The following is a 13,629-nucleotide window of genomic DNA, read 5'->3' as shown; positions in this document are numbered from 1 at the left end:
GAGGGATTTTTGTGTTCAGACGTAAAGCGGCACATCACGATATGGCTGATGTGAATGTATATACGGCAAAGAGATTAAACGACATGGCAAATTCGCTAGGAGAGCTTGCCAGAGCGTGCACAGATGAGCTGTCCGCAGATCAGGGACTTACAAAGGAAGATGGGATCGCAGCACTAGAGACTGCTGCAGCAATGGTATGCGCAGGCTGCAATAAATGTATTGTATATCCCGGTAAGGAACAGGACAACCAGTATTATCTGCAGTATTTAATTCGTGCGTTTGAACAGAAGGGAAGCGTAGATTACGGGGACATGCCCCGTTTTTTTCTGGAAAGCTGTAAAAGAAAAGAGGAGTACCTGGTTCACTTAAACCGGGGACTTGGCCGGGCGACCATGAATCTTGCGTGGAAGAACCGGTTTCTGGAAAGCAGAGATGCAATTATTGTACAGTTTAAAGAGCTGGCAGTGATTTTGGAGGAATTTTCCCATCAGGTGGAGAATGCCATTGACATTACTCCGGACTGGGAGGATGAAATCAGACGGGCATTCCGTAAAAATCATATTGTGATAGAGAAAATGCTGCTTCTGGAGTATGAGAACCAGCAGAGAGAGGCCTATCTTACCATGAGAACTCTAAACGGATGCTGCGTTACAGTAAAGGAAGCAGCGGAGATTTTAGAGGATGCCATGGAGGATGGGGAGTGGACAGTGGCCCCTGACGGGAGAACGCTGGTTACCAGGTCGGCGGATACCATCCGATTTGTTGAAAAGGGAGATTACCAGATTATTTATGGTGCGGCTAAGGCCATTAAAACCGGAGAAGAGATATCTGGAGACAACTATACCTTTGGACATGTTCAGCCCGGCCAGGTGATCATGAGTCTGTCAGACGGCATGGGAAGCGGTAAAATAGCGGAGGAAGAGAGCAGGCAGGTGATTGAATTAACCCAGAGACTTCTGGAGGCAGGATTTTCCACCCGGGCGGCGCTTAAAATGGTCAATACGGTACTGCTTCTCACCGGAATATCCCAGCATCCGGCCACATTGGATTTATGCTGTATTGATTTAAAAACCGGTATTATGGAAGCCATGAAACTGGGGGCAGCAGCTACCTATATCCGCAGCGAACGAGGCGTGGAGCGACTGGAGGCAGGCGAAGTCCCGATGGGTATATTAAGCCCGGTAGAGCCGGTACTTTTATCCAAGAAGCTTTGGGACGATAACCGGATCATTATGGTAAGTGACGGCGTTTTGGATGCGCTGCCTGCAGATGACAAGGAGCTGATGCTTCAGGAATTCATTGCAGGAATGCCGGTAAAGAATCCCCAGGATATGGCGGATCGGATTCTGTTATTTGCAAGATCATTTACGGAAAGTGCTGCAGATGATATGACAGTGCTGACTGCCGGGATATGGAAACGAAAATAATAATTGCAACAGATATGATTTGCGGGTATATTTATGTAAGAGAGGGGAGAAAATCAACTAAGGAAGGTGGCTTAATGTACAAGACGATTTTGGATTATGTCAGACGGAACCAGCTGTTTGACCGGGGAGACCATGTAATTGTGGGGCTATCCGGAGGAGCCGATTCTGTCTGTCTTCTTGTAATCTTAAATGAGATGAAGCGGGAATTTGATTTAAAATTAAAGGCAGTTCATGTTCATCATGGGTTAAGAGGAGAAGAAGCGGACAGAGACAGTAATTATGCCAGGGAACTTTCGGAAAAACTGGGAGTGCCCTTTTCCTGCGTTTATGTAGATGCGGCAGGTTATGCGAAAGACCATGGAATGTCTGTGGAAGAAGCGGGAAGGCATTTGAGATATGAGATTTTTGAACAGGAAAGAAAACAGTTAAACGGGACAAAAATAGCAGTGGCTCATCATGGAGATGACCAGGCAGAGACAATATTATATAATCTGTTCAGGGGAACCGGTTTAAAAGGGCTGGGAGGAATGCGTCCGAAGAGAGGGAATATTGTGCGCCCTCTTTTGTGTGTGGGAAGAGAGGAAATTCTTGCATATCTCAGTGAAAAAGGGATATCTTATTGTGAGGATTCAACCAACAATGGAATCGAATATGCCAGAAACCGGATCAGAAAAGTAATCCTTCCCCAGGTGAAGGAACAGCTCAATGCAAGGGCTGGCGAGAACATTCTTCATGCGGGAATTATGGCAGCCCAGGCAGATGCCTACCTGGAAAAGCAGGCAGAGAATCTTTTAAAGAATCATGGAGAAAGAAAAAAAGACAAAACCGGGTCCGTTGTTCAATGTGCAATTGAGACGGATTTACTCTTAAATGAAGATGATATTATAAAAAACTATGTGATCCGGCGTATGATCAGAATCGTCAATCAGTCCATGAAAGATATTACTATGATTCATGTGGAAAGCGCATCAGCGCTTCTTTTTGGTCCTGCAGGCAGGCAGATTGACCTGCCCGGAGGACTGATTGCAGTTAGAACCGGGAAGAAAATGTGGATAAAAAAGAAAAATGTCGAAGATCAGGTGGATAACCTCCAGGAGGTTTGTCTCCCAAATGTGGATTTTTCTATTTTTTCCTACAAAAAAGGCATGGAAATTCCCAAAAACGGGTATACGAAATGGTTTGATTATGATAAAATCAAATGTGCACTTTCTGTGAGGTATCGGGAAACCGGAGATTACATGACACTGGCCGGAGGCGGAAGAAAGACATTAAAGTCTTATCTGATCGATGCCAAGGTTCCCAGAGAGGAACGTGGAAAAATTCCACTTGTTGCGGAAGGTTCCCATGTCCTATGGGTAATCGGATACCGGATCAGTGAATACTATAAGATAACAGATGATACCCATACAGTAATACAAATGCAGCTAGACGGAGGAAAAGTTAATGGATGACAAGATACGTGTGATGCTATCAGAGGAAGAGATAGCAACAAGAATTAAGGAAATAGCGGAAGAGATCAGCAGGGACTATAAGGGAAAGCCTCTTCACCTGATTTGCATTTTAAAGGGAGGCATTTTCTTTACCTGTGAACTGGCAAAGAGGATCGAGCTGCCGTTAACCATGGACTTTATGTCTGTTTCCAGCTACGGATCCGGAACTGTATCAAGCGGAATCGTGAAAATAATAAAGGATTTGGATGACCCGATCGAAGGCAAGGACGTATTGATTGTGGAGGATATCATTGATTCCGGCAATACTCTTTCTTACTTAATTGAGGTTTTAAAACAGAGAAATCCAAACAGCGTGGAGTTATGTACCCTGCTTGATAAGCCGGAGCGCCGCGTGAAGAAACAGGTTGAAGTAAAGTATACCTGCTTTACCGTGCCGGATGAGTTTATCATCGGTTATGGTCTTGACTACGATCAGATATACAGGAATTTGCCATATATTGGAGTGATAGAACAGCAATAAGGAGGCAGCATGTTGAAACAACAGCAACCATTTAAAGGCTTGGGATTCCTGCTCCTTCTGGCTATTATGCTTTTATTTGCCAGTAGACTGCCCCAAAAGAGCGGAATCATTACAAACCAGGAACTTATGCAGGCGATAGACAATGGGACCATTACTTCGGCCACAGTCAAACAAAGCGATCCGCCCCCAACCGGCAAAATCGAGATGACTATGACGGACGGTTCATCAAAGCAGGCCAATGTATCCAATGTAATTGAAATTCAGGACCTTCTGGACCGGAACGGAATTACCTATACGGTGGATGCAGTTCAAAAAGAGAATCTTTTTCTGGTCGTTACTCTTCCCATTATTTTAACAGCAGTAGCGCTGGTTTTTCTGTTTATGTTGATGAATGCCAGGGCCGGAGCCGGCAGTGCTAATGCCAAGATGATGAATTTTGGAAGGAGCCGTGCTCATCTTGCCAAGGATGCCAATAAAGTAAACTTCAGCAAGGTAGCAGGACTTGAGGAGGAAAAAGAGGAACTGGAAGAGGTTGTGGATTTCTTAAAGAATCCGCAGAAATACACTGGAGTGGGGGCCCGTATTCCCAAGGGTATTCTTCTGGTTGGACCTCCCGGAACAGGAAAGACACTACTTGCAAAAGCGGTGGCTGGAGAAGCAGGCGTTCCCTTTTTCTCTATATCCGGTTCAGATTTCGTAGAGATGTTTGTCGGAGTAGGCGCATCCCGCGTGAGAGATTTATTTGAAGAGGGCAAGAAGCATGCGCCCTGTATTATATTTATCGATGAAATCGATGCAGTTGCCAGAAGAAGGGGAACCGGAATGGGCGGCGGCCATGATGAGAGGGAGCAGACGTTAAATCAGCTTCTCGTTGAGATGGACGGATTCGGAATCAACGAAGGAATCATTGTAATGGCAGCGACCAACCGTGTAGATATTCTGGACCCGGCTATTTTAAGACCCGGACGTTTTGACCGTAAGGTCAGTGTAGGAAGACCGGATGTGAAGGGAAGAGAGGAGATCTTAGGAGTTCACTCCAAGGAGAAACCTCTTGCAGAGGATGTAGATTTAAAAAGAATCGCTCAGACCACATCGGGATTTACCGGCGCGGACTTAGAGAATCTGATGAATGAAGCTGCTATTTATGCAGCAAGGCACAGCAAGAAGTATATTAATCAGTCTGATATTGATAAAGCCTTTGTAAAGGTGGGAATCGGTGCAGAAAAGAAGAGCAAGATTATCACTGAGAAGGAGAAGAAGATTACAGCCTATCACGAAGCGGGGCATGCAATCCTTTTCCATCTGCTTCCGGATGAAGGACCGGTTCACACCATCTCCATCATTCCTACGGGAGTCAGTGCTGCCGGATATACCATGCCTCTTCCGGAAAGTGACCATATGTTTAATACCAGAGGTAAGATGCTGCAGGATATTATGGTAGACTTAGGCGGACGGATTGCAGAAGAGATTATCTTCGGCGATATCACCACAGGAGCTTCCCAGGATATTAAACAGGCGACTGCTCTTGCCAGAGCCATGGTTACCCAGTATGGAATGTCAGACCAGGTTGGTATGATTAATTACGACAATGACAGCGATGAGGTATTTATCGGGAAAGATCTGGCTCATACCAAGAATTACGGAGTCCAGGTTGCCAATACCATCGACAATGAAGTTAAGAGAATTATTGATGAATGTTATGTAAAAGCGAAAGAGATTATCTTAAAGCATGAGGATGTTCTTCATTCCTGCTGTAAACTGCTGATGGAAAAAGAGAAAATAGGCCAGAAGGAATTTGAAAGCCTGTTTCCTGCTGAGGCAGAGCCTGATACGATCTGAGCATTGATATGAGAGAGAAGCACAGAGAACCGGTAAAATATCTAAGTTTTTGCCCGGGTATCTGTGCTTTTTTGTTGTCTGTGGTGTACCAGAAAAAATATGCATAAAAAATTATTCGTAAAAAAATGATGTTTGTGCACACTTATTTTCTCAGGCATGGTATATTAATAATCGTAACCCCCCCCAATACATTATATAGTTTTTGCTACACCCCATAAGAAACGAAATACCTTCTCCGAAAAACGGTCAGCTACCCCGCTGACCGTTTTTTATTTTATAATAGAAAGGTGGGTTGTATAATTGTTTCCAATCAGATAAAATAATAGTAGAGTAGACGTGAAAGGAAATGAAGAACCTATGTGCTTCCAAACAGAGGCGTTAAATAAAGATGCATTATTTACTGATGAGACTGACAGCTTCCGGTTCCCGTCGGAACCTGAGGAAGGAGACGAAGTAGTTCTTCTTTTTCGGACAGGATTAAATAATGCAGATTCTGTATGTTTTATAGAGGCGGGCAGACAGTCTGAGATTTTCATGACAAAATCAAATTCAGACGATTTGTTTGACTATTTTGAATACAGACTGAAGACAGGCAGTGACCCAATAAAATATTGTTTTCTGGTGAAAAAGGGAGACGAGATCTGTTATTATAACCGTCTCGGACCTATAGGGCAGTATCCGGATGCAGGCTGGTTTACCATTGTGCCGGGATTTACTACGCCTGACTGGGCCAAGGGTGCTGTGATGTATCAGATATTTGTGGACCGCTTCTGTAATGGAGATCCCTCCAATGATGTGGTAAGTGAAGAATACCGCTATCTCGGACAGAAAGTGACAGCGGTGGATAGCTGGGATAAATACCCGGATCAGTTTGATGTGGGCTGTTTCTATGGCGGAGATTTAAAGGGAGTCTGGGATAAGCTTGATTATCTTGAGAATCTGGGGGTGGAAGTGATATATTTAAATCCCATATTTGTTTCTCCCTCCAATCACAAGTATGACTGCCAGGACTATGATTATATTGATCCTCATTACGGTGTGATTGTAAAAGACGGAGGAGAGACGGTGGCAGCGGAAGCTTCCGATAACCTCAGTGCTACAAAATACATGATTCGTACAACCGATGATTCTAACTTAAAAGCAAGCAATGAGTTTTTTGCCAGGTTCGTCAGGGAGGTTCACAAACGGGGAATGAAGGTGATTCTTGACGGTGTATTTAATCACTGCGGTTCCTTCAATAAATGGCTGGATGGGGAGCGGATCTATGAGCTGTCGGGCAGCTATGAGCCGGGAGCATATGCATCGGAGAACAGTCCTTACCGTACCTTTTTTAAGTTTACTGATAAAGAATGGCCTTATAATAATTCTTATGATGGCTGGTGGGGACATTCTACACTGCCAAAGCTTAATTATGAGGGTTCTGAGATACTTTGCCGCTATATCCTGGATATTGCCGCAAAATGGGTTTCTGAGCCTTATAATGCCGATGGCTGGCGTCTTGACGTGGCAGCAGACTTAGGTCACAGCAGTCAGTTTAATCATAAGTTCTGGAAGGATTTCAGAAAAGCTGTAAAAGCAGCAAATCCTGATGCTATCATACTGGCAGAGCATTATGGAGATCCGTCTGCCTGGCTGCAGGGGGATGAATGGGATACCGTTATGAATTATGATGCATTTATGGAACCTGTTTCCTGGTTCTTAACAGGTATGGAAAAACACAGTGATGAAATTAATTCAAAGCTTTTGGGAGATGGCGAGACATTCTTTCGCTCCATGAATTACCATATGAGCCGTATGACGACGGGATCGCTTTTAACAGCGATGAACCAGCTATCCAACCATGATCACTCCCGGTTTCTAACAAGAACCAACAGAAGAACCGGCCGTACTTCAACGGAAGGACCAGAGGCGGCGTTGGAGGGGATCAGCTATGGGTTGTTCCGGCAAGGTGTTATGATCCAGATGACATGGCCTGGAGCTCCTGCTATTTACTATGGGGACGAAGCGGGAGTCTGCGGCTGGACGGACCCGGATAACCGCAGGACCTATCCCTGGGGTAATGAAAATTTAGAACTGATTGAGTTTCACAGATATATGACTGAGCTGCACAGGACCATTCCGGCGCTTCGCCTTGGTTCTTTAAAGCCCCTGCTGACAGGAGATCATCTGATTGCATATGGTCGTTTTTTAAATGACAGTATCTGTGTGGTTGCAGTCAGCAACCACACAAATGAGCAGGAGGTTATAATTCCTGTATGGCAGCTGGGTATGAAGGACGGAGATACCATGTCACGGGTTATGCTTACTTATGAGAATGGCTATAATGTGGGCAAGATTTCATTCACAGTTGAACCGGGCGGGGTACGAGTTCAAATGCCACCTTTAAGCTCCGTTTTGCTGGTGGGGGACCGGGAATAACTTGTACATTTTTGTTATAAAATTTTAAAAATGCCTTGATTTTTTTGATTCTCTATGATAAAATAACACTCGCTTGTTAATAAAGCATGGGTGGGTTCCCGAGCGGCCAAAGGGGGCAGACTGTAAATCTGTTGTCTACGACTTCGAAGGTTCGAATCCTTCTCCACCCATTTAATTATAAAAAGGCGGTGTGTTCAAGTGAACACACCGCCTTTTTTGACACCAATTACTCAGCCTGGAGAGCTGCCATGGTAAAGTAATTATATGGCTGGTTGAAATGCGGAAGGAAAAAGATATCTGTCAGCTTTAGCCGGTCGATAGTCACCTGTTCCTGAATCGCAAGAGAAAACATGTGGATAGCCATGGAGATATCATATTCGGAACACATCTGGGCACCCAGGATAACCCTTGTTTTTTTATCATAGACAATCCGGATTTTAACCTTATAATTGTCATGTTCTATAAATGCAGGCTTCTGTGTATCCTCATAATCAGCAGCAGCGGCATCATATCCCAGCTTTTTGGCTTTTCCCAGAGTGATTCCGGTGGATACCATCTTAAGATTCCAGATGCAGATACCATTAGATCCCTGAACGCCATTGGATTCAAGAGGAGTGCCACAGGCATTATGCGCTGCTACAATTCCGGAACGGACTGCGTTTGTCGCCAGAGCGATGTAATTGGTTCTCTGAATGGAGTTATCAAATACGGTAGCACAGTCTCCGATTGCATAGACGTCAGAAACGCTTGTCTCCTGGTGCAGGTTAACCAGATAGGCTCCGTTCTTAAACAGCTTCAGAGTGTCTTTGCCAAGCTGGTTGTTGGGTTTAAATCCAATACCAAGCACAACCATGTCTGCTGCATATTCATTTTTATCCGTTACTACTTTTTCTACTTTATCGCTGCCCTTAAGACTGGTTACGGTCTCTCCAAAGGCCAGTTTGATTCCATGGCTTTTTAAGTTTTCAGACATGATCTCTGTAAACTCAGGGTCATAATAACTGGACAGGCAGGTATTCATATTATCAATCAGAGTAACAGTCTTTCCGATTCTGTTAAATGCCTCAGCCAGTTCCACTCCAATGTATCCGGCACCGACAACTACCACATTGCGGATCATTGGGTCGTGAAGTTTATCAATGACCTCTTTTGCATTTTGATATAATTTAACATATTGTACATTAGTCAGGTCCGTACCTTCAATATTCGGTGTAATAGGAAGGGAACCAGAGGCTATAATCAGCTTGTCATAGGGCTGTTGATAGCTTTGCCCATCTTTTCCTGTAGCGGATACCAGCTTTTTCTCAAAATCAACATGATTTACAATGGTCTCTAAATAAACTTTTGCTCCTTTTTGCTCAAAAATTTCTTTACTGCAGTAAAACAGTCCATCCGGTGAAGTGATCTGATTACCGATCCATAAAGCCATACCGCACCCTAAAAAACTGATATTATTATTAGAATCAAATATAATGACTTCTTTATCTTTGTAATTATCAAGTATTGTGTTAATTGCAGCAGTACCTGCATGATTTGCCCCGATTACAACAATGCGTTCCATAAAGTTACCTCCATAATTGTATTTTTTTTAATTATAACACATCGTTAAAATAAAAACAATTACTATTATTGATAAAGTGATATTATTTTTCCATTTAATACGACCGAAAATAGTTGACAAAAAAGGTGTCTTTTTGTATAATCGATATGTTGTTCAGTGCTGAGGCATTGAGAGCATAAGTTGCCGGCGTGGCGGAACTGGCAGACGCACAGGACTTAAAATCCTGCGGGACTTACCTCCCGTACCGGTTCGATTCCGGTCGCCGGCATAGCAATAGGCTGTTGTACTTTTTGGTACAGCAGCCTTTTTTGCATTCCGATAATGCTATTTGTTTCATTGTAATGCTCAAACTATTAGGAAAGGCTGCTTAAATCAATGAGATCGCTTGAAAAAGCGGCTTCAAGTGTTGCTTTGGATTCTTTCAGAAGGTTAATGACAAAATTCAGCTTTTCTTCTGAATAACGATAAGAAGGAATAGAAACACTTAGAGCTGCTATAATCCTTCCTTTGTTACACAAAGAAACACCGACGCAGTGGACGTCAGGGGTAGATTCTTCATGCTCAATGGCAAATCCACGTTTATTAGTCTCTTCCAATTCTGCTAATAAACGGGGCCACCGGGTAATGGTATGAGGCGTAAATTCCGTTAAACCGTCGGGGTATAATGCATAAATTTTTTCTGGTTCCATATCTGCTAAAATAGCCCGTCCAATTGCAGTACAGTAGAGAGGAAGTTGTTTACCTACATATGATACCAGGCGGATAGGCTGGGAAGAATCTTCTTTTGCAATATAGAGCAGATTGCTTCTGCTTTGAATTCCTAATTGGCACGTCTCATTGCTTTCTGCTACGATATGTCTCATCTCAGCCTTGATAAATTCCAGTGCGTCAATGTGGTTTGTATAGGAGGATCCTACGGAAAAAGCCGCGATTCCAATAAAATATTTGAAGTTTTCTGGATTCATATAGATGAATTTTCTTGTAGTCATGGTATGTACCAAAGGCATAATGCTGCTCTTTGGAGCATTTAAAGATTTTGATAATTCTGTTAATGTCATCCCATTTCCATTTGTTGATAGTAGTTCAAGTATATCCAGAACCCGTTCCGTGGGCCGATGTTCATTTGAAGGCATATGTGACACCTCATTCATTCAGATTTATTTCCATTATATCAAAGTGCAGGATAGAATTCTATAGGATTCATTTGTGAATACTGCATAAAAAGTAAAATAAAATATGTCAGATCAAACGAAAACAAATCTATTTTCTTTTCTTTATTGACATTATTAAAGGTTAGTGCTAATGTTTAGTTTATGAATACTTATATGCGTACTGAGTACGTATATAAGTACTAAACAAAAAGGGAGGCATATGATTTATTTTGGGGATGGTTGTGTGAAGCTGGTGGCAGGTGAGTAAATTAATTAATGTTTAAAAAGGAGAAGAACATGATGGAAAGAAGCGGTAAAATTTTATGTGGATTACAAAATCAATACTATCGGGCTACGTACAAATCAATGGGATTTACTACGGAAGACTTAAAACGTCCGATGATTGGAATTGCCAATGCCTGGAGTGAGTGTGTACCCGGACATTTTAATCTGCGCCAGGTGGCACAGCGTGTAAAGGATGGAATTTACCGTGCTGGTGGAACTCCGGTGGAATTCGGAGTAATCGGCGGATGCGATGGAATGGGACAAGGCCATGATGGCATGCACTACATACTTCCGTCAAGGGAAATTATAGCCAATTCAATTGAATCCATGGCTCAGATTAATCTTTTTGATGGTATTGTGCTCCTTGGCTCTTGCGATAAAATTGTTCCGGGGATGCTAATGGCGGCAGCCAGACTGGATATTCCCTGTATTTTACTTCCAGGCGGTCCCATGGAGGGAGGGATCGAATTCGATGGCCGTAAATCAGATCAGACATCCAGTACAGAGGCTTATGGAATGCTGTCTGCAAACAAGATCACAGAAAAGGAATACACATCATTGGAGAACTTAGCCTGCCCAACCTGCGGTTCATGCGCTTATCTGGGAACGGCGAATACCATGTGTTCCCTTTCAGAGGCCCTTGGAATGACGCTTCCGGATGGCGGAATTATTCCGGCTGCCAGTGCAGCTCGTCTTGCTGTCGCGGAAGATACTGGTATCAAAATTGTGGAGCTGGTGGAAAAGAATATTACCGCCCGCCAGATTATAACAAAGGAAAGCATGAGAAATGCGATTAAAATATGCCTAGCCATGAGTGGAAGCACCAACGCTGTCATGCATCTGACTGCAATTGCTCATGAGGCAGAACTTGATATGAATGTTCTGGAAGAATTTGACCAGTTATCAGGAGTAACCCCTCAATTGGCAAAAATCAATCCGGCTTCTGAATATAATATGGTTGACTTTTACCGTGCCGGTGGTGTATCAAGACTGTTGGAAGAGATGCAGCCCATTATCTGCGCAGATGAAATGACTGTAACAGCTCATACCGTGTTGGATAATATAAAAAATCACATATACCAGTATCCGGAGGATTGCAGGGTAATAAAAACCATGGCTGATCCATTTGGATATCAGGGAGGTGTGGCAGTACTTCGTGGCAATCTGGCACCGGATTCCGGTATTACAAAGCCAGGGGCATTTGATGAAAGTCTTCACCATTTTACAGGAGAGGCCATTTGTTTTGATTCAGAAGAGGCTGCAGAGGAAGCGATTCTGAAAGGGGTAATCCGGGATGGACATGTGGTCGTAATCCGATACGAAGGTCCTAAGGGAGGACCGGGAATGCGTGAAATGTACAAAGCTATGAAATATTTATACGGGCGGGGGTTATCTAAAACAACTGCGTTAATTACAGACGGACGTTTCAGCGGAACCAACAATGGCTGCTTTGTGGGACACATCTCACCTGAGGCTGCAGAAGGCGGAGCAATTGCCATTATAAAAGATGGAGACAGAATTGAAATTGATGTGGAAAAGAGAAGTATTAATTTGCTGGTCAGCAGCGAAGAAATCGAAAACCGGTTAAAAGAGTGGAAACGTCCGGAACCCAAGTTTAAACGGGGCTATCTGGGATTATATTGTAAGATTGCTGCCTCTGGTTCTGAGGGTGCTATTTTGCAATATGACAAGCTGTAAGGAGGTGCTGAAATGAATATTTCTGCATTTGGTGCGATCCTTGCTCTTGTGATTGCAATTATTCTCATACTAAAAAAAGTGGAGCCTACTTATGCCATGATTTTTGGAGCTATTTTTGGCGGGCTATTGGGCGGAGCGGGATTAACCGGAACAGTAAGCTGTATGATTACAGGTGTTCAGGGAATTGTATCTGCAATTGTCAGAATTGTTACAGCAGGTATTTTAGCCGGAGTATTGATTGAGAGCGGTGCTGCAGCGCGTATCGCAGAAGCTATTATAAGTAAAATGGGGAGCAAGCGTTCCCTGGTTGCCATCATGCTTGCAACGTGGTGCCTGACAGCAGTAGGAGTATTTGGAGATGTGGCAGTTATCACGGTGGCTCCCATAGCGATTCAACTGGCAAAGCGGTCTGGTTTTAAGAAGCTTGGTATTTTAATGGCTCTTATTGGTGGCGTGAAGGCAGGAAATGTAATGAGTCCCAATCCCAATGCAATTGCTGCTTCCGAGGCATTTGGAATACCTCTGACCTCCACTATGCTGGCTGGAATTGTACCAGCAATTGCTGCTCTGATTGCAACCACCCTTCTCTCCCGGGCATTAATACATAAGGGTTCGGATTTTGAAGGGATGGAAGAGGCCGTTCTGGAAAGTGAACTGCCTGGTCTCTTCGGTGCGGTTGCAGGACCTGCAGTCACGATTGGTCTGCTGCTGTTACGACCCCTATGCGGGATTACAGTGGATCCTCTGATTGCGCTACCCGTAGGAGGAATTTCCGGTATTCTTGCCATGAAGAAGGGGAAACATATCTGTTTTTATTTTACTTCCGGATTAAAAAAGATGAGCGGAGTTGCTATGCTTTTAATAGGAACTGGAACACTGGCAGGTATTATTTCCAACTCTAACTTAAAGGATGTCATTATTCAGGGAATTGAACTGGCAGGGCTTCCGGGCTTTTTGCTGGCGCCCATATCCGGTATTTTAATGGGAGCAGCCACTGCATCTTCCACAGCGGGAACAACTCTCGCAAGTCAGATATTTGGCCCCACGGTTATGATGGGAGGAATATCTGCAATTGCGGCGGCGGTTATGACGCATACAGGAAGTTTCGTTTTTGACGGTTTACCTCATGGTTCATTTTTCCATGTAAGCGCAGGAGCGCTGAATATGGATATTCGGGAAAGATTGAAATTAATTGTGTATGAATTCTTAAACGGATTGTTCATGGTTATTGTTGCGGTATTGGTTTATGGGGTGATGAGGATTGCCGGATAAATGATGA

Annotated in this window: 9 protein-coding genes and 2 tRNA genes; 9 read left to right on the top strand and 2 right to left on the bottom strand. The window is 43.7% G+C overall.

From position 1 onward, the window contains the following. Positions 1-11: 11 nt before the first annotated feature. From RZO55_RS22430 to RZO55_RS22405, 6 genes are all read left to right on the top strand, one after another. Entirely contained in the window at positions 12-1,427 is a 1,416-nt protein-coding gene (locus tag RZO55_RS22430; RefSeq protein WP_336624349.1) for a SpoIIE family protein phosphatase, read from the top strand. Then, on the top strand, positions 1,412-2,878 hold the full coding sequence (tilS, locus tag RZO55_RS22425; RefSeq protein ID WP_318066482.1) for a tRNA lysidine(34) synthetase TilS: 1,467 nt from the start codon (positions 1,412-1,414) through the stop codon (positions 2,876-2,878). The genes RZO55_RS22430 and tilS overlap by 16 nt, the downstream gene beginning before the upstream one ends. Next, a complete protein-coding gene (gene hpt / locus RZO55_RS22420) occupies positions 2,871-3,398 on the top strand; it encodes a hypoxanthine phosphoribosyltransferase (protein WP_318066481.1) in 528 nt (175 codons plus the stop codon). The genes tilS and hpt overlap by 8 nt, the downstream gene beginning before the upstream one ends. A 9-nt stretch (positions 3,399-3,407) precedes the next feature. Then, a complete protein-coding gene (ftsH, locus tag RZO55_RS22415) occupies positions 3,408-5,237 on the top strand; it encodes an ATP-dependent zinc metalloprotease FtsH (RefSeq protein WP_439100071.1) in 1,830 nt (609 codons plus the stop codon). Positions 5,238-5,573: 336 nt separating this feature from the next. Continuing rightward, entirely contained in the window at positions 5,574-7,655 is a 2,082-nt protein-coding gene (locus tag RZO55_RS22410) for a glycoside hydrolase family 13 protein (RefSeq protein WP_336624348.1), read from the top strand. An 88-nt stretch (positions 7,656-7,743) separates the two neighbouring features. Then, positions 7,744-7,825 (top strand) — tRNA-Tyr (locus RZO55_RS22405). A gap of 56 nt (positions 7,826-7,881) precedes the next feature. Here RZO55_RS22405 and nox read toward each other — a convergent pair. Beyond that, positions 7,882-9,216, bottom strand: a complete 1,335-nt coding sequence (gene nox, locus RZO55_RS22400) for a H2O-forming NADH oxidase (RefSeq protein WP_318066480.1) — start codon at positions 9,214-9,216, stop codon at positions 7,882-7,884. A gap of 182 nt (positions 9,217-9,398) precedes the next feature. Here nox and RZO55_RS22395 point away from each other — a divergent pair. After that, a tRNA-Leu gene (locus RZO55_RS22395) sits at positions 9,399-9,484 on the top strand. A gap of 85 nt (positions 9,485-9,569) precedes the next feature. On the opposite strand, the gene RZO55_RS22390 is transcribed toward RZO55_RS22395, so the two are convergent. Further along, on the bottom strand, positions 9,570-10,349 hold the full coding sequence (locus RZO55_RS22390; protein ID WP_318066479.1) for an IclR family transcriptional regulator: 780 nt from the start codon (positions 10,347-10,349) through the stop codon (positions 9,570-9,572). 315 nt (positions 10,350-10,664) lie between these two features. On the opposite strand from RZO55_RS22390, the gene ilvD reads away from it, so the two are divergent. Together ilvD and RZO55_RS22380 are read left to right on the top strand one after the other, a co-directional pair. Beyond that, positions 10,665-12,350 (top strand): dihydroxy-acid dehydratase, encoded by a 1,686-nt coding sequence (gene ilvD, locus RZO55_RS22385; protein ID WP_318066478.1) that lies wholly within the window; start codon positions 10,665-10,667, stop codon positions 12,348-12,350. Between the two features lie 12 nt (positions 12,351-12,362). Beyond that, positions 12,363-13,622, top strand: coding sequence for a GntP family permease (locus RZO55_RS22380; protein ID WP_318066477.1), 1,260 nt, complete (start codon positions 12,363-12,365; stop codon positions 13,620-13,622). Positions 13,623-13,629 lie beyond the last annotated feature (7 nt).

Origin of the sequence: Clostridium boliviensis (assembly GCF_033342255.1) — a bacterium.
In the GTDB taxonomy this organism is placed as follows: domain Bacteria; phylum Bacillota; class Clostridia; order Lachnospirales; family Lachnospiraceae; genus Lacrimispora; species Lacrimispora boliviensis.
Note: the sequence above shows the minus strand (reverse complement) of the source record. Positions and strands in the feature narration are given on the sequence as shown.